This is a genomic window from Pseudoalteromonas sp. Of11M-6, assembly GCF_022347905.1.
GTDB lineage: Bacteria > Pseudomonadota > Gammaproteobacteria > Enterobacterales > Alteromonadaceae > Pseudoalteromonas.
The window spans coordinates 157,939-174,518 of the sequence record NZ_JAKRFW010000008.1 but is presented as its reverse complement, the minus strand read 5'-3'; the positions used below and the strand labels follow the sequence as shown (position 1 = coordinate 174,518).

Below are 16,580 nucleotides of genomic sequence, written 5' to 3'. Positions count from 1 at the left end.
TTCCTATGAGCTAGGCGCTTCTTCTTTTCTCTCCATTTAGTTCTAATCCATTGGTCTAATTGTTTATTCTTCTAGACTAAGAAAAACTGAAATTATTGTTCTATCTCAAGTTATTACTACTAAGATTAACTAGTATGAATTGATGAGGCGTTCGCGCCTGCTTCTCTCAATAATAAAAACGACATAAGGATTGCGTTATGTCCAAACAGTTTTTTCGAAATCTCACCATTTTCCAGCGCCTCGCGTTACTGATCATTGTCGTTATTATCGGCGTTATCCTTCAAAGCGCAGTAAGCTTATCGCAACAGTATGATGCACTCGAAAAGCAGCAATATCATAAAACTCAAAACCTTGTTGAAAATGCCTATAGTTTAGTGGCTTACTTTCACCAACAATATGTATCTGGGAAACTCCCAGAGGCGCAAGCGAAATCCGCAGCTCTTGATGCCGTTGCCGCTTTACGATACGAAGGTAACAATTACTTCTGGATCAACGACTACCATCCCAAAATGGTGATGCACCCATTTAAAAGCGAGCTCAACGGCAAAGATCTCAGCCAATCAAAAGATCCCACAGGCAAGCGCTTATTCGTTGAAATGGTACAAGTGGCAGAAAAAAGTGGTGCGGGATTTGTTCCCTACCTTTGGCCAAAACCCGGTAAAGAAGCCCCTGTCGAAAAAATATCTTACGTCAAAGCGTTTACACCTTGGGGTTGGATCATCGGCTCCGGTGTATACCTCGACACTATCGAAGCTGAGTTTGCCTATATTCGAAATTTGCTATTAATTGAGATGGTGGTGCTTATTATTCTGCTATTCCCATTTAGTGCAATCATAGGTAAGAGCATCATCACCCCCATTCAACAAGCCAAAGACATGATGAAAGATATCGCTCAAGGCGAAGGCGATTTGACTCGACAACTCGACGAAAGCGGTAAAGATGAGATAACCGCGCTTGCCAAATACTTTAACTTGTATACTGAGAAGATGCGTCATTCCATCGCGACAGTGGCCCATAACGCTAAAGAAGTTGAAACACTGGCTAATCAGGTAAAAGCGGCTGGCGAAGAAAACTTGGCATTTATTGAGTCGCAAAATGACAATAGCCGCCAAGTCGCCACGGCTGCCGAACAAATGACCATGCAAGTTCGTGAGATCAGTAGCAATGCAGATACTGCAGAACATTCCGCCGCAGACGCACGCAATTACAGTGAAAAAGGCAAACAAACGATTTCTCAAACCATTGCCGCCATTAAAAAGCTGTCGGAGCAAATTCAATCTGTGAGCGTGACAACGACAAGCCTTGCACAAGAGAGTCAGCATATAGGATCGGTGCTCGATGTTATTCGAGGTATTGCGGAGCAAACCAATTTACTTGCACTAAACGCGGCAATAGAAGCCGCTCGAGCAGGTGAACAAGGACGAGGCTTTGCCGTAGTTGCAGATGAAGTTCGCACCCTTGCAAGTCGTACGGGTCAAAGCACAGATGAAATCCACAACATGATCGAGCGACTGCAAAAAGAAGCGCAGCAGGCCGTAGCAGCAGTTAAAGTTAGCCAACAAATCTCGGAGCAAACGGTTGAACAGGTACAGCTTGCCGATAACGCATTAACCGAAATTGAGCGCCTTATTGACGCTATCTCGGATATGAGTACCCACATCGCCAAAGCCACCGACGAGCAAAGTCTTGCAGCACAAGAAGTTAATGAGCGAATAGCTCAGCTTTCTGACTCCACCCATCACTCTTTGGATACCACGCATTCGCTCAACAACACCAGTGAGCAACTAACACGAGCAAGTCACGAATTAAGTGACATAGTTAACCGCTTTAGAGTATGATATCCACCCTGCAGAGCACCTGTCAGTGCTCTGCTTCTTGCCCAATAGATGATTGATATTCCTTATCTTGTCGATAAAAATAATCCGTGAGCGTCTAAGCTATTTTACCGCTATATTGCCAATTTATTTGCTGAGCAAAAATAGCCCGTGAAAATCTGTTTTATTATGTACCCTTGGGAGCGTGTAGAAGCTGAAAACGACAGCACGCTAAGACTTATCCACGAAGCCGTATCGCGCGGTCACGTCGTTGCCATCACCACCGTAAACAACCTCACTATTCGCGAAAGTGTCGCCAGTGCCTTCTGTGATGTATTTGTTGCGGGCCAAAAAGTATCTGACAACTTAGTGAGCTTTTACAACAAAGCTGAGTTTAAAAAAGTACAGCTTCCTTTGGCAGGTTTTGACGCAATATTTATGCGCGCCAACCCACCGCTTGATACCTTAGCGATGAACTTTTTAGACTCTGTTCGTGATGATACTTTCATCATCAACGACATCGATGGCCTGCGTATCGCAAATAACAAGCTATACACGGCATCTTTCCAAGGCATCGCGAGAGAATTTATTCCAAATACGCATGTATCTAAAAACAAAGAGTATTTAGAGCGTATATTCTCTGAATCAGAGCAAGAGAAAATGATCTTAAAGCCGCTTGATGGCTTTGGCGGTCGCGGTGTTATCGTCGTTGAAAAACGCGCGAAACAAAGCTTTAGCTCACTCCTTGAGTTTTATATTGGTGGCGACGAGGCTGGTAAAGGCAGCAACTACGTCATTTTACAAGACTATGTTGAAGGTGCCGACGAGGGTGATGTTCGTATTCTAATGCTTAACGGCGAACCGATTGGCGCCATGAAACGTGTGCCTGCAGCAAATGAAGTGCGTGCCAACGTACATGCCGGTGGCAAAGTAGTGAAACACAAACTCACCAACCAAGAAAAAGCGCTATGTAAGCACATCGGCCCTAAGCTTGTGCGTGATGGTTTGTATTTTGTTGGCATTGACGTGATAGGCGGCAAGCTTATTGAAGTTAACGTGCTCTCGCCTGGCGGGATAACCCGTATTAACCGTTTAAACCGCTGTAAGCTGCAAGTGCAAGTTATCGATTTTGTAGAGAGTGTGGTGCACGCCAAAGAGCTAGTAACGCATCGCAAAAACCAATTCCGCCAAGTAATAGAAGATGCTCATGCTATCTGAACAAACCATCATTGCCGCGCTTGAAGCCGGCAAACCCATCAGTGGACAATTTGCTGAAGGTGCTTTTCACCTCGAAGTGAGGGAATACGTGCCTTATGTCGCCACTGCTGTACACGCAGGCCACCGCACCCGTGCTAGCCTAAAAGGCTTGTTCGCCATTAGCGATGCTGAGCGTTTACAAGAGGAAGATCCGTTTACCGACGGCATGATTGAATCATTACCCATCACGCTTATCGCGCGTGACTCACGTTACGAATACGATCTTAACCGTGCGCCAGAGCTTGCGATATACAAAGAAGCATGGGGTAAACAAGTGTGGAGCCAAGCGCTACCAAATGCAGACATAGATGTTAGCTTGTCTAAGCATGCAGCCTATTACCGTGTGCTCAGTGCGCTGTTAACCACGCTTGAGCGCAAGTTTGGTGCCTGCTTGCTATTTGATGTGCACAGCTATAATTATCAAATTCGTAGCTACCCTTATGCACCAACCTTTAATATTGGCACTGCACAACTTGATACCTTGCGTTTTCGCGCCGTATTAGATGAGCTGAAAAAACAGCTAGGACTGAAAAAACTGGCAGGCCAGCTGGTGGATTGTGCTGAAAATACCGTCTTTCAGGGCCATGGTTATCAAGCGCAATATATTACCAGCCACTTTGATAACACCTTAGTGGTACCGCTTGAAGTAAAAAAAGTCTTTATGGACGAAAACAGCGGCGAATTATTCCCTGTGGTGTTTGAAAAACTACAGCGCAACATGCATGTTGCTTTGAGTAAAACGGCAAAAACATTTGCTAAAAATCACTGCTATAAGCCACTTCGCAAAGCAAAATCAACGTCGCAGCTTGACCCTGCGCTGATTAACGTGGACTCTGCGCTGTACCGCATAGCCAGAAACCTTGAAACGCTGCATTATGTTAACCCAAGCAATATCGCACAAGAGAAACGTCGCTTTTTCTCGAAACGTCATTATCAGCCTGCGTTTAAATATCGCCCGCTGAAAATTGACCCGTATGAGTTTAAAGAGCAACTCTATCGCTTGCCCGTTGGAAAAATCCAAGATCCGATCGTAAAAGATTTATATCGTAAAGTGATCGACAGCTACGCGACTAAAATCGAACTGATCACCCAAATTGGTCGCGAAGCCTTTTTGTATAACTCGCTACGCTATTATGGTGAGCCGGATTACAACGATATAAATAATGCGACCTTCTTGCTGCACGCGCGCGAAACAGAGACCTTGCCAAAAAAAGACATTACAGCCGAGCAAGCCTTGGTACGTTTTAATCAAGCGATTGAGGCTATGGGCTTACCTTGTAAGGTCGCTATATCAAGCAAGCTCGTTGCCAAAGCAATGGTCGACAATAGTAAGCGTCTTCTGCTTGTAAATAGCAGTGCGATGCTATCTGAGCTTGATATCAATGCCTTGATAGAGCATGAAATTGGCGTGCACTTACTCACGACTTTAAATGCTGACGCCCAGCAACTTAAAGTGCTGCACTTAGGTTTACCTGGCAATACCTATACTCAAGAGGGCCTTGCCATCTACCGCGAGTATCAATCTGGGCAAATAAATCTGACACGATTGAAAGTATTAGCGCTTAGGGTGATTGCGGTTAACATGCTACTTAAAGGCGATAAATTCTATCAAGTGTATGAGTTTTTAGCTGACTCGGGTGTATTAAACGTCAATGAAGCCTTTGCGCTGACCACTCGAATTTTCCGTGGTGGTGGCTTTACTAAAGATCATCTCTACTTAAAAGGCTTTAAAGACATAGTGCAGCTTGCCAATACCCGCAGCTTAGATAATTTATATCTCGGTAAAACGGGCATTGCGCACTTAGATGCACTGGACGCGTTAGTAGAACAAGGCATATTCACAAGGCCTAAATATCTGCCGGATACGAGCCGAGATCCCGAGCCAGATGCAATCCTAAGTTATTTAATTTCTTCAATTAAATAGGCCAAATTCGCCACTGTGGTTATACTAGTGCCATCTAGTATCTACCCAGTGGCTTTGTTTTGACACAACAGGAAATAGATTTACTCGCTTTTGAGCTGGCAAACCTTCGTCTCAATGCCGATCTCACGCTCGCACCAAAGTACAGTTATTTTTCAGATAAACCCTACCCGCTTGGTCGCTGCCTAGAAATTCGCGATGAAATGTTTAAACTCGTCACCACGGAGCTCAAGCAAAATTCAGAACGTTTATCTGTGCTCAGAAATTACATGCTTAAAGAGAATGCCGAGCTGAAAAAAGTATGGGGTTCGCTACGCGATGAGTACTTTCAAAATGCGATGTTGGTGGGAGATTGGTATATAGATACCGCAAACGATACCGTGAATGCAAACAAACCCAGAGTTGAAATCAAACCCATCGCACAATCAGGCTTTTCAGCCATCACTAATTTCGAGCAGTTTGTTAAGATTGCTCGCGCTTACTGGCAAGTGGAGGTGTTTAAAAACACCGCCTTTCCAGCCATCGCGCCTTATTTACCGTTAATTTGTGTCAACGCAAAAGGCGCTACTTGGTTAGCTGCGGCCAATGACGATATGATCAAGGTCGCTACCAACAGTGAGTTTAGGCTATCTGAGCAAATCCTCTGTCAGCTGCCAGAGCCTGACTCTGTTATCGTATCTCGCTGGCAACAGACCCTAACTGGCATCGATGCTTTAGATGACATCTTATTGCAAACAGGAAAGCCCGAGGGGTTTTGCCAACTATACAGAGCTGCCGAAAAGGCAACGGATTTAGCATTTAGGGATAGGGTCGTACGCGCCTATATGAGCTTACCCAAAGGCGCGTAGCGCGGCATATTAAAAGGAAGTGGGATAAGTCGGTTTTTCGTCTGTAATTTCCCATTTGTCTTCTGTTGGTCTATCCACTCGACATTGATTTTGCTGTTGGAAACACCTGTCCTCACAATTTTGTACTTGCATCGGATCCGAGTAATCTTTGCGACAGCTCATAGAACACGAACGTGAATCACCTTCGCAATCGACCGGCACATTGCTGACTCTAGTTGTAAAATGTCCACTACAGCCACTCACAAACGCAGCGGCGAACACTGCTGCTACACATAATTTTGTTGTCATTGTTCTGCTCTCAAAAACACCGGTTCTTGAGCCTTTTGCGTTGCTTCTTCACTAAAGCGGTATCCTGCAATATCAAACGCTTTCAGGCTTTCCAAATCCGATACTTGGTTCTCAATGATATACCTTGCCATCATACCGCGCGCTTTCTTCGCGTAAAAACTGATGACTTTGTATTGACCATTTTTACAATCTTTAAAGATAGGAGTGATAATGTCACCTTTCAGCGCCTTCTTATCTACCGCTTTAAAGTACTCATTTGAAGCTAAGTTCACCAAGTATTGTGTTTGTGCCCCTTCCATGACCTTATTCAGTTTTTCAGCGATAATCGTGCCCCAAAACTCATACAGGTTTTTGCCACGCGGGTTACTTAACTTTGTACCCATTTCTAAACGATAGGCCTGCATTAAGTCAAGTGGTTTTAGGATGCCATACAGCCCAGATAAGATACGTAAATGATTTTGCGCATAATTTAAATTAGCCTCAGTTAGGCTTTGCGCTTCTAAACCGACATACACATCGCCATTAAAAGCAAAAATAGCTTGTTTAGCATTGTCTTGTGTAAAAGGCTCTGACCACTCGGCAAACCTTGCCGCATTTAAGCCAGCGAGCTTGTCGCTTATCTTCATTAAGCTACCGATCTGCTGTGGTGATAAATCGCGACAAACTTGAATAAGTGACTCGCTATGCTCCAGCAGCTCTGGCTGTGTGTGCATCTTGGTTGGTGCGGGTGTTTCATAGTCTAGGTTTTTCGCTGGAGAGATAACTGTGATCATGGTTTGCCTATTGACTTAGCTAGTAATTAATGTCAATTTCAACACTATCCCCAAGTAACTTCAAGTGTTTGTCCGCTTTCACTTGGGTTTAAGCAATTCGCTGTTAAAGTACAGCTTCGCTTTACAACTCGACCTTATATAACAACAACCTCAAATAGCGAGTGTGATATGTCGCCCGATACGGACATATGACCTATTCAGCTATTTCACGGTGTTGCAACATAAGGCGTCTAATATCACTTCGCTGTTATCAATATTGGAATGAGGAACACATGACTTCAGCATTAGATAGGCTAAAACAACATTCATCAATCGTCGCTGACACCGGTGACATTGAAGCCATCCGCAAGCTACAGCCTGAGGATGCAACAACTAACCCTTCTCTTTTACTTAAAGCGGCGGAGACGCCTGCTTATCAGCCTTATCTAACAGAAGCTTGGGATTATGCCAAAGCCAATGAAAGTGACGCTGACAAGCAGTTAGCGCTTGCTTGTGACTATTTTGCCGTTGTGATTGGTAAAGAAATCGCGAACTCTGTGCCGGGATATATCTCAACCGAAGTAGACGCACGTTTATCTTTTGATACCGAAGCGACTATCGCAAAAGCAAAAACGCTATTAAATTTATATGAAGCGCAAGGTGTAAGCAAAGACAAAATCTTGATTAAGATTGCATCGACTTGGGAAGGTATTAAAGCCGCTGAAGCACTGGAAAAAGAAGGTGTTAAGTGTAACCTAACGCTGCTATTTAGCGAAGCGCAAGCACGTGCATGTGCCGACGCAAACGTATTTTTAATCTCACCATTTGTTGGGCGTATTCTAGATTGGCACGTTGCCAACGGCCTAGAAAAACCAACTAACCCACTACAAGATCCGGGTGTGCAATCTGTTCGTAGTATTTTTGAATTCTATAAACAGCACGGTTATAAAACCGTTGTAATGGGCGCCAGCTTCAGAAATACAGGTGAAATTCTAGCCCTAACGGGTTGCGATAAGCTCACGATTAGCCCTTCTCTATTAGAAGAGCTTGCTGCAATGCCTGCAAACGAAGATTACCTACTTGAGGCTGACTTTACGCCTAAAGCAAAACCTGCAGCGCTTAGCGAAAGTGAGTTCCGTTGGTTACATAACCAAGACGCAATGGCCACAGAAAAGCTTGCTGAAGGTATTCGCTCATTTGCCGATGCACAAGAAATATTAGTCGCACGCTTTAAAGCACTGTAAGTGCCTTAAACATTCGATTTCGAAACGCCGCATATTGCGGCGTTTTTGTTATCGCTCTCAATACAAACCCTTCTGAACACTTCCTAGATATCACCCAAATTGACCTTCATCAAACTGTCACTTGCTTTTAACCCAAAAGACACAATTGTGTTTTATTTTTATCCCGTCTGTGGTATATCAATATCACTTGAAGTGAAAATTGATGCCGCTACTTTCTGGTTTTGGTACAAAAAGCAAGCAACGCGGGGTTGTTTGTAGCGTACTTTAGCTATCAGACTTTTATCGGTTCCTCATATTGAGGTTTGCCAAATAGTATGAAGAGATCAACGGTGTCATTGCAATTGTAGTGCTAACAACAGCCAAAGCAAATGCCACTTTAGGTTGTTTTTATCAATAGGAGATTTTCATGGATACCCTAGACGAGTTATTAGAATTATTAGAAAGTCCGGATACTAGGAAAAAAACTTCATCTAAGGGCAAAAAAAGAAAATGGCGTGAAATTGAAGCGCTAAAAGATAAACAGCGACTACGCAAAGAACTACAGGAATTGGATATTTTCGCAGACAATGTTGATTTAGACGAATTTGATTTTAACTAAAAAGAGCGCCCTTCACGGCGCTCTTTTTTGTTTTTATCTGCTATAGCTCGGCCAATCGCCAGTCGATTGGCTGCTTACCCATTTGTGTGAGCAGCTGATTGGTTTTGCTGAAATGGCCACTACCAAAAAAGCCGCGATGTGCTGAGAGCGGCGAAGGATGTGGCGCGTGTAAAACATGGTGACGATTTGTGTCTATGCTTTTACCCTTTTTCTGAGCGTGTGAGCCCCAAAGTAAGAAAATCACACCTTCGCTGTGGGCATTCAGCTTTTCAATCACTACATCAGTAAAGCGCTCCCAGCCCAAATGCTTATGAGAATGGGCTTGGCCTTGTTCTACCGTCAACACCGTATTTAACAGCAGTACGCCCTGTTTAGCCCAGTCAATTAGGTAGCCGTGATTAGGTATGCGAAAGCCGTCAATATCCTGCACCAACTCTTTATACATATTATTTAACGACGGCGGCGGCTTGATCCCTGGCAACACAGAGAAACATAAACCATGGGCTTGATTAGGACCGTGATAAGGGTCTTGCCCTAAAATCACCACTTTAACCTGATCAAAAGGCGTGACTTTGAACGCTTCAAATACTTGTTCATGGGGCGGAAATACATTTATACCTTGAGCGCGACGCTCTGCCACGTAATCCATGGTTTGTTTAAAGTAATCTTGTTGTTTTTCCTGACCTAACACGTCACTCCACGTTGTCATGCTTCACCTTTTTTCATCATATTATAATGGCTTCGAGAAACGTCGAGTTTACCACATAAATCCGATATTCCCTCGAGCATACGATAGCTATAACGATGGAGCAGATCGGCATCTACCGAAATAGTTTGTTGATACTTTACCGCAGGGATCGACGGCCATTGCTGCCATTCAATTGCTTTAACCTCTTTTTTGGTCTTTTCTTCAGGGATCACAATCACTTGTGGTGATTTCAACAGAACATTTTCAATGCTAATTTGTGGATAGTCCGTGGTGGCGTCGGCAAAAACATTTTTCACATTACACACAGTAAAGACTTGCTGTAACCAACTTTCGCCTCCTACGGTCATCAACGGTGATGGCCACAATTGATAAAATACAGCTAAGCTAGCGCTTTGTTTATACTGGGCTTTTAGCTCATTTAAACGTTTAGTAAACAAATCTGCCTGTTGCTGTGCTTGAGATCCAAAGCCGGTAATTTTACCTAGGCGTAGCAACTCATTGGGCAGTTTATCTAGATATTTCGCTTCACTGTAAATCACCTCAACACCAAAGCTTTCGAGCTTTTCAAGCATAGGAGCGTGACTTGCATTTTTCCACGCAATGATAAGATCAGGCTTAAGTGCCAAAATTTTCTCAACCGAAATACCTTGATAGTCGCCAACTTGAGGCAGTTGCTTGGCTGATTCTGGATAATCGGCATAGGCGACCGTGCCTACAATCCGCTCCCCAGCTCCTATTGCATAAAGATTTTCGACAATATGAGGCGCAAGCGCGATGATCCGCTCTGCGGGCTTAGCACTAACGCTAAAGGCAAAGCCTAGTGCAATAAATAAGGCGAATTTTAGCATCAGTAGTCAAACCCTTTTTGCGCCTTAATGCCGGCCTCAAACGCATGCTTCACATTACGCACTTCACTCACGGTATCTGCAAGCTCGGTCAGGCGTCGATGTGCACCGCGCCCAGTTACAATCACTGATTGCATGGTAGGGCGGTTTTCTAGCGCCGTTATGACTTCGTCCAAATCTAGATAATCATAGCTCAACATATACGTAATTTCGTCGAGCAATACCAAGTCGATGCTTTCATCTTGTAGCCATACTTTTGCTTGTTGCCACGTCGCCTGCGCGGCGGCAGTGTCGGTTTCACGGTTTTGCGTTTCCCATGTGAAGCCCGTTTTCATGACCGCAAATGGCACGCCGACTTTTTCGAGCAAATTGCGTTCACCGCAATCCCAGGTTCCTTTAATAAACTGTACAACCGCAGCGTTCATACCATGACCGACACAACGCGCAACGGTGCCAAAACCAGATGTTGACTTACCTTTACCGTTACCTGTGATCACTTGCAAAATGCCCTGCTCTTGCTGCGCAGCGGCAATTTTTTCATCGACTTGTTGTTTTACTTTTTGCTGTCGTTGCTGATGCTTATCTTGTTGTTCGCTCATGTTATTCCTCAATTATTTTCATCAATTTTTGCCAATCTAAATGTGCTTCACAGCTGTCGGCAAGACGCGTAATTTGCTGCTCTCTGTGCTTCGCTAAATCAATCGCGGCTGTTCCCGCTTGCTTACTACCGGCCCAAGACAAGATAGCCTGTGTGGCGGCGACCGTATCAAATAAACCATGTAAATAGGTGGCTGCAATTTGATTATCTCGGGAGATAAAACCGTCCTGCACACTGTTATTTGGATGTGTGTTAAATCGCAAGAATGGCACCTCTAGTGCCGCTCCAGAAGAGATCCCCGCATGGATCTCGTAACCACAAATTTCAGCACTTTGCTCATCCAATTGGCAAATGCCAGACACTTGCGTCAGTACTTTTTGCTCTGAGAGTGTGGTCTCAAAGTCAGCCAGACCAAGCCCAGCGACTTCACCGAGTGTTGATTCCACCGCATTTGGATCTCTGATGAACTTACCTAACACTTGCAAACCGCCACACACACCTAGTACCTTACCACCGTACCTCAGGTGCCGTTTGATTTCTTCTGCCCAACCCTGTTTGCGTAAGAAGGTTAAATCGCTCAACACATTTTTGCTGCCGGGCAGAATGATTAAGTCACAAGGACCGATAGATTCTTGATAGCGTACATAACGCAAATCCACTTCAGGGTTTAAGCGCAAGGTGTCAAAATCGGTGTGATTGCTAATATGAGGAAATAGTAAAACCCTGACGCTTAACGATCCCCGTTCACAGATATTGTCCACCGTCACCGCATCTTCTGCATCAAGCGCTAAGCCATGCAAATAGGGCAATACCCCAAGTACAGGCTTACCCGTTTTTTGCTCGAGCCAGTCAAGTCCAGATTGCAATAACGCAATATCACCACGGAAGCGATTGATCACAAATCCTTTAACCAAGCTTTGTTCATAGTCACTTAATAGCGCAAGTGTGCCAACCAAGTGTGCGAACACCCCGCCTTTGTCGATATCAGCGATAATGATCACGGGGCATGCAACTTCACAGGCAAACCCCATATTGGCAATGTCATTTTCACGCAGATTGATCTCAGCAGGGCTCCCCGCCCCTTCCACTATGCACAGCTCAAATTGTTCGCTGAGGCGTTGATGTGAGGAAAGTACGGCCTCCATCGCTACCTTTTTGTAATCATGATAAGCGGCTGCTTCCATATTGCTAATGGCTTTGCCGTGAATGATCACTTGTGCGCCAGTGTCAGAGTTTGGCTTAAGCAAAATAGGATTAAAGTCTGCGGATAGCGGGACTTTTGCGGCTTCGGCTTGGAGTGCTTGTGCCCGACCAATTTCACCGCCACAAGGTGTGACGGCACTATTTAGTGCCATATTTTGCGGCTTAAAAGGCGCAACAGATAAGCCTCTTCGTTGCAGCACCCGGCAAAGTCCCGCAACCAGTGTACTTTTACCGGCATCAGACGTGGTGCCCTGTACCATTAAGGTTTTCATACGTCTTGACCTTTTAAACATTGTGGCAAGCCTGCAATAACAAAATCGACTCTGTCGGCCACTTTAGCAATGTCTTGATGGAGCCAACCAGATTCATCAACAAACTCACGGCTTAGCTCGCCAAGCGGAATTATCCCATGCCCCACTTCGTTACTCACCAAAATAACAGTGGCAGCACAGCTTTCTAGTGCCGCCAGCACATGTTCTTTTTTGTCTATGGTCGCGGCCTTACCCATTTCGCATAAGCCAAAACTCAGCCATAAGGTCAAACAATCGATAAGTAACAGCGCATCTTCGCGTGCAGTAGCAATAAGCTTATCAATATGCCACGGCTCTTCCACTAGCTGCCAGCGGCTATCACGCTGCATCTGGTGAGCAAACACTCGGCTTTTCATTTCTTCATCTTGGGCTTTTGCAGTTGCAACATAGTAAAGTTCGTTCACCGCACCTTGCTCTAACAATAGAATAGCGCGCTGCTCTGCCAAGCGACTCTTACCTGAGCGAGCACCGCCCAGTATTAACTGTATTTGTGCCATTAGAGATGACCCACAATAAAAAGCAAAATAACAAGCTCAGCAAGCTGTTGCGCAGCCCCTAAACAATCTCCGGTGTAACCACCAAGCTGAGCGTTAAACCATTTAATGCACACACGCCTTAGCACAAACAAGCAAGTACACAGCATCAACAAGTCGAACAGTGAAAGCGCAAGCCATGGCCAACAAAAAATTAAAATCGCGATGGTAGTGAGCGTAAGGCGGGTCGCCGCAGCACTCGATATATGTTTCGCTACCGGCTTAACTTTGCTCAGCTCATCAGCCTGTACATAGTTAAGCGCACCGATTAAAGACACCGCAAAGGCACGGCTTAGGCTATGGGCTAAAATAAGTGCAGCGAGTGTCACAGCAAAGTCATTAAAGAGCATGGTCAAAAGCGGAAATTTGGCCAATAACAGCAATATCAGCGCACAACTACCGTATGTACCTAGACGGCTATCTTTCATGATCTCAAGCTTTTGTTCACGGCTCCAGCCACCGCCAAAACCGTCAAAAACATCGGCAAGACCATCTTCGTGAAAAGCCCCGGTAAGTAAGATACTCGCAGCCAGTACGATAACGGCACCAAACATTGGCGACACACCTCCACTGGCAACATAGCCAAGCATGGCCGAGAAGCTACCAACAAATAAACCAACCAAAGCAAAGTAACCACTCACTTCGTTGAGTTCATCAGATGAAGGGGCAGGCTCCAAACGAATTGGCACCCGCGTTAAAAACACCACAGCAAACTTAAACAGTCGCCACTCTTGTTGCCACTGCATTATGCGTCTACCACTTGCGTAACATCGGCATCGGCAAAGCTTGCCATTTCGCAAAAGAAGCCTAGCGCAGCTTGTAATAATGGAAGCGCTAGAGCGGCGCCCGTTCCCTCACCCAAGCGCATATCTAAATGCAGTAATGGCTCAGCGTTTAACTGCTCTAACATTAACTTATGGCCTTGCTCCATAGAGCCGTGAGCAAACACCATATATTGCTTACTTTGCGGTGCTATTCTACTTGCCAACATAGCCGCTGCGGTAGAGATGAAGCCATCCACTATGATTACTTTTTGTGCCCGTGCAACCGCCAGCATGGCACCAACCATTTGCACAATTTCAAAGCCACCTAGGCGCTGCAAAATTTGTTCTGGTGTCGCAAGCTTATCTTGATGATATTCTAGAGCCTGTTTGATAAGAGCCCGTTTTTTGCAAAGCGTTTCATCGTCAATGCCTGTACCGCGCCCCACACATAATTCCACACTCGCCCCGCTGAGCGCCGCTAAAATTGCAGCTGCAGAACTGGTATTGCCAATCCCCATCTCACCAAAAGCAATCACGTTGCTACCCGCTTCAATAGCGGGCATCACCACTTGCTCTCCATATTCAAGTCCTTGCTTGAGCTGCATTTCGCTCATCGCGGGTTGTTTATGGAAGGCATGAGTAATATCGCCAAGTCGCTGCGAGCGCAAATTCGGCGCAGGCTCGCATGGCACTAATGTGCCACAGTCTACTACGGTTAACTGCCAACCAAGTTGCCGACAAAAGACATTGATCGCGGCCCCCCCCTGCACAAAGTTTGCAACCATTTGCCCAGTTACTTCGCTTGGCGCAATAGAAACCCCTTGGCTTGCAATACCATGGTCGCCCGCAAAAACAAACATTGCAGGGCGTGTTATTGCTAACTGCTCTATGTCTAATTGCGTCTGCCCTTGTGAGAAAATCTGTACTAGCTGCACAGCTAGAGCTTCAAGCTTACCTAGCGCACCTAGCGGTTTGGTTTTTAAGTCGATGCGCTGTTGAATAAGCGTGTTTAAGCGAGTATCTAACGGTTTAACCATGGGTAACTCCGACGCCTCCAGAGCGGCGATTTTTGAAAATAAGCAATGCTAAGAAGAACACGCTGCCAATGGCGGCGGTGATCACACCCACAGGAAGTTCCTGATTATCGATAAGCGTGCGCGACAATACATCCACCCAAAGCATCAAAAGCGAACCGCAAAGCGCGGTGGCCACAAGCCCAATGACCTTTGCTTGCGAGATAAAAAAGCGTACGATATGCGGGATCATCAAGCCTACAAATCCGACTCCGCCGCACGCAGCCACAAGTACTGCGGTGAGTAAGGAGCTCAATAACAACATACCTATTCGCACTCGTCCTACATTCACGCCAAGCGTGGTGGCGCTCTCATCTCCGAGTAACAAGGCGTTGAGCGGCCGACGCATCACTAAAAGCGTGATAAAACTCAGCAACACGACCAAACATGGAAGCCATAGCCATTGCCAGCTCGCCCTTGCAAACGAGCCTAGATTCCAAAACAAGATTGCACTGATGGCTTGAGGGTCACTCCAATAGAGCAACAAGCTAGTAAAGGCACTGAACAGAAAAGAAAGTGCGACGCCCGCCAAGAGCATAGTTTCTACCTGCTGTAGTGCATTGCGTTTTGCCACAAATAAAAGCAGCAAGATAGACAGCAAACTTCCGACAAATGCAGCCCCAGACATCATTAGGCTAGACTGTGCACCAAATAGCGCGATAAGCACCACCACACCGAATGAAGCACCTGAAGAAATACCAAATAAATAAGGATCAGCTAGAGGGTTACGCGTCACGGTTTGTAAAATAAGACCCGCTATCGCCAGTCCTGCTCCCGCACTCATCGCCAGTAACGTCCGTGGCAGACGAAGCTCAACTACCACCCGTTGTTGAAGTACGCTGGGATCGAAATTAATAATCGCTTGTATAACCGTATGCCAAGATAAATCAATCGCACCGATCTTAAGTGCCATCAGCATGCTAAAACAGCACAAGCTCAATAGCAGTATCGATATCAACGCGATCCGCTTTGCGGCAATCATAATTGATACCCGTAATGAAAGCGTATATGTGGGATCTCACTGTTATTTGGCGGATGGCGGACAGTAGAAACCTCTGCACATACCCCAAAAACTTGGCTTAATAGGCTTTCGGTAATGACTTCAAGTGGCGACCCATCTGCAACAAGCTCACCGTTATTTAATACTAATAAGCGGTCGCACAAGGCGCTAGCCAAATTTAAGTCGTGAAAAGACGCAATGATAGTAACACCAAGCTGCTTGGCCAGCTCCATAATTTGGATTTGATATTTAATGTCCAAATGGCTGGTGGGCTCATCCATTATCAATACTTGAGGCGCTTGCACCATGGCACGTGCGATCATTGCCCTTTGCTTCTCCCCACCAGACAAGGAGCTAAAACATTGCTCTAATTTATGGCTCAATCCAACCTGCTCAATGGCATGTAAGATTGCCTGTTTTTCAGCAGCCGTCGTTGTCGCGAGCAGTGATTTGTTCGGTGTTAGCCCCATCAATACCATATCAAATAATGGCAGAGTAAACTCAGCGGGGATCTCTTGTAGCACCACAGCAACATGTCTCGCGTAGGCTTTACGTCCATAACTAGCTAGCGGCTTACCATTGAAAAGTAGCGACCCAGAACTTGGCGCTGTGTATTGATATAAAGTGCGCAGCAAAGTCGACTTTCCAGCACCATTCGGTCCGAGCAAACCAATAAATTCACCCGAATTAATAGCAAAGCTGAGTGCCTTTAAGATGGCTTTACCACCAAGCTGCACGCTAAGTTTATCGACTTGAAACTGTGGAGTGACTGCCATAGCACCTCTGATTGGGCACGGCAAAGTAGTAGCTTATAGACAAGCG

17 protein-coding genes are annotated in these 16,580 nt (G+C 45.5%); 6 read left to right on the top strand and 11 right to left on the bottom strand.

Going from position 1 to position 16,580, the window contains the following annotated elements:
* The first annotated feature begins 197 nt into the window (after positions 1–197).
* The 4 genes from MHN32_RS06220 to MHN32_RS06205 all read left to right on the top strand — a co-directional run bounded on the left by MHN32_RS06220 (position 198) and on the right by MHN32_RS06205 (position 5,840).
* Positions 198–1,838, top strand: coding sequence for a methyl-accepting chemotaxis protein (locus tag MHN32_RS06220; protein WP_235366547.1), 1,641 nt, complete (start codon positions 198–200; stop codon positions 1,836–1,838).
* A gap of 147 nt (positions 1,839–1,985) precedes the next feature.
* Complete coding sequence (gene gshB / locus MHN32_RS06215; RefSeq protein WP_010606117.1) at positions 1,986–3,032, top strand: glutathione synthase; 1,047 nt, start codon at positions 1,986–1,988, stop codon at positions 3,030–3,032.
* Entirely contained in the window at positions 3,016–4,995 is a 1,980-nt protein-coding gene (locus MHN32_RS06210) for a flavohemoglobin expression-modulating QEGLA motif protein (protein ID WP_239421214.1), read from the top strand. Before gshB ends, MHN32_RS06210 begins: the two co-directional genes overlap by 17 nt.
* 59 nt (positions 4,996–5,054) lie before the next feature.
* Positions 5,055–5,840, top strand: coding sequence for a hypothetical protein (locus tag MHN32_RS06205; RefSeq protein WP_102057359.1), 786 nt, complete (start codon positions 5,055–5,057; stop codon positions 5,838–5,840).
* A gap of 9 nt (positions 5,841–5,849) precedes the next feature.
* On the opposite strand, the gene MHN32_RS06200 is transcribed toward MHN32_RS06205, so the two are convergent.
* Complete coding sequence (locus tag MHN32_RS06200; RefSeq protein ID WP_158299126.1) at positions 5,850–6,128, bottom strand: hypothetical protein; 279 nt, start codon at positions 6,126–6,128, stop codon at positions 5,850–5,852.
* Positions 6,125–6,901, bottom strand: a complete 777-nt coding sequence (yaaA, locus tag MHN32_RS06195) for a peroxide stress protein YaaA (protein WP_010606114.1) — start codon at positions 6,899–6,901, stop codon at positions 6,125–6,127. The genes MHN32_RS06200 and yaaA overlap by 4 nt, the downstream gene beginning before the upstream one ends.
* Positions 6,902–7,173: 272 nt before the next feature.
* Here yaaA and tal point away from each other — a divergent pair, with 272 nt between their 5' ends.
* Positions 7,174–8,124: a transaldolase gene (gene tal, locus MHN32_RS06190; protein WP_235366545.1), complete on the top strand. Its 951-nt coding sequence runs from the start codon at positions 7,174–7,176 to the stop codon at positions 8,122–8,124.
* Positions 8,125–8,530: 406 nt separating this feature from the next.
* Complete coding sequence (locus MHN32_RS06185) at positions 8,531–8,722, top strand: DUF3545 family protein (protein ID WP_010606112.1); 192 nt, start codon at positions 8,531–8,533, stop codon at positions 8,720–8,722.
* A gap of 40 nt (positions 8,723–8,762) precedes the next feature.
* Here the strand turns inward: MHN32_RS06185 and ung are convergent, their stop codons facing one another.
* The 9 genes from ung to MHN32_RS06140 are packed head-to-tail and all read right to left on the bottom strand — an operon-like array spanning position 8,763 to position 16,534.
* A complete protein-coding gene (gene ung, locus MHN32_RS06180; RefSeq protein WP_128728468.1) occupies positions 8,763–9,431 on the bottom strand; it encodes a uracil-DNA glycosylase in 669 nt (222 codons plus the stop codon).
* Entirely contained in the window at positions 9,428–10,279 is an 852-nt protein-coding gene (locus MHN32_RS06175) for a cobalamin-binding protein (protein WP_239421211.1), read from the bottom strand. Before MHN32_RS06175 ends, ung begins: the two co-directional genes overlap by 4 nt.
* The gene (gene cobO, locus MHN32_RS06170) at positions 10,279–10,875 is read right to left on the bottom strand and encodes a cob(I)yrinic acid a,c-diamide adenosyltransferase (RefSeq protein ID WP_045987675.1); all 597 of its coding nucleotides are present in this window, start codon (positions 10,873–10,875) and stop codon (positions 10,279–10,281) included. Before cobO ends, MHN32_RS06175 begins: the two co-directional genes overlap by 1 nt.
* 1 nt (position 10,876) lies before the next feature.
* Positions 10,877–12,349: a cobyric acid synthase gene (locus MHN32_RS06165; protein ID WP_239421209.1), complete on the bottom strand. Its 1,473-nt coding sequence runs from the start codon at positions 12,347–12,349 to the stop codon at positions 10,877–10,879.
* The gene (cobU, locus tag MHN32_RS06160) at positions 12,346–12,885 is read right to left on the bottom strand and encodes a bifunctional adenosylcobinamide kinase/adenosylcobinamide-phosphate guanylyltransferase (protein WP_010606107.1); all 540 of its coding nucleotides are present in this window, start codon (positions 12,883–12,885) and stop codon (positions 12,346–12,348) included. The genes MHN32_RS06165 and cobU overlap by 4 nt, the downstream gene beginning before the upstream one ends.
* Entirely contained in the window at positions 12,885–13,667 is a 783-nt protein-coding gene (locus MHN32_RS06155; protein WP_239421208.1) for an adenosylcobinamide-GDP ribazoletransferase, read from the bottom strand. Before MHN32_RS06155 ends, cobU begins: the two co-directional genes overlap by 1 nt.
* Positions 13,667–14,722 carry a nicotinate-nucleotide--dimethylbenzimidazole phosphoribosyltransferase gene (gene cobT / locus MHN32_RS06150; RefSeq protein ID WP_239421206.1) on the bottom strand — a complete coding sequence of 352 codons (1,056 nt, stop codon included), beginning with the start codon at positions 14,720–14,722 and terminating at the stop codon, positions 13,667–13,669. The genes MHN32_RS06155 and cobT overlap by 1 nt, the downstream gene beginning before the upstream one ends.
* A complete protein-coding gene (locus tag MHN32_RS06145; RefSeq protein ID WP_239421199.1) occupies positions 14,715–15,740 on the bottom strand; it encodes an iron ABC transporter permease in 1,026 nt (341 codons plus the stop codon). Before MHN32_RS06145 ends, cobT begins: the two co-directional genes overlap by 8 nt.
* Positions 15,737–16,534 (bottom strand): ABC transporter ATP-binding protein, encoded by a 798-nt coding sequence (locus tag MHN32_RS06140; RefSeq protein WP_206472237.1) that lies wholly within the window; start codon positions 16,532–16,534, stop codon positions 15,737–15,739. The genes MHN32_RS06145 and MHN32_RS06140 overlap by 4 nt, the downstream gene beginning before the upstream one ends.
* Between the last annotated feature and the right edge of the window lie 46 nt (positions 16,535–16,580).

Coding starts and splice junctions, on each gene's coding strand:
- cobO (WP_045987675.1), bottom strand. CDS start 10,875: ATGAGCGAACAACAAGATAAGCATCAGCAACGACAGCAAAAAGTAAAA.
- ung (WP_128728468.1), bottom strand. CDS start 9,431: ATGACAACGTGGAGTGACGTGTTAGGTCAGGAAAAACAACAAGATTAC.
- MHN32_RS06165 (WP_239421209.1), bottom strand. CDS start 12,349: ATGAAAACCTTAATGGTACAGGGCACCACGTCTGATGCCGGTAAAAGT.
- yaaA (WP_010606114.1), bottom strand. CDS start 6,901: ATGATCACAGTTATCTCTCCAGCGAAAAACCTAGACTATGAAACACCC.
- MHN32_RS06220 (WP_235366547.1), top strand. CDS start 198: ATGTCCAAACAGTTTTTTCGAAATCTCACCATTTTCCAGCGCCTCGCG.
- MHN32_RS06185 (WP_010606112.1), top strand. CDS start 8,531: ATGGATACCCTAGACGAGTTATTAGAATTATTAGAAAGTCCGGATACT.
- MHN32_RS06140 (WP_206472237.1), bottom strand. CDS start 16,534: ATGGCAGTCACTCCACAGTTTCAAGTCGATAAACTTAGCGTGCAGCTT.
- cobT (WP_239421206.1), bottom strand. CDS start 14,722: ATGGTTAAACCGTTAGATACTCGCTTAAACACGCTTATTCAACAGCGC.
- MHN32_RS06200 (WP_158299126.1), bottom strand. CDS start 6,128: ATGACAACAAAATTATGTGTAGCAGCAGTGTTCGCCGCTGCGTTTGTG.
- MHN32_RS06145 (WP_239421199.1), bottom strand. CDS start 15,740: ATGATTGCCGCAAAGCGGATCGCGTTGATATCGATACTGCTATTGAGC.
- cobU (WP_010606107.1), bottom strand. CDS start 12,885: ATGGCACAAATACAGTTAATACTGGGCGGTGCTCGCTCAGGTAAGAGT.
- MHN32_RS06155 (WP_239421208.1), bottom strand. CDS start 13,667: ATGCAGTGGCAACAAGAGTGGCGACTGTTTAAGTTTGCTGTGGTGTTT.
- tal (WP_235366545.1), top strand. CDS start 7,174: ATGACTTCAGCATTAGATAGGCTAAAACAACATTCATCAATCGTCGCT.
- MHN32_RS06210 (WP_239421214.1), top strand. CDS start 3,016: ATGCTCATGCTATCTGAACAAACCATCATTGCCGCGCTTGAAGCCGGC.
- MHN32_RS06175 (WP_239421211.1), bottom strand. CDS start 10,279: ATGCTAAAATTCGCCTTATTTATTGCACTAGGCTTTGCCTTTAGCGTT.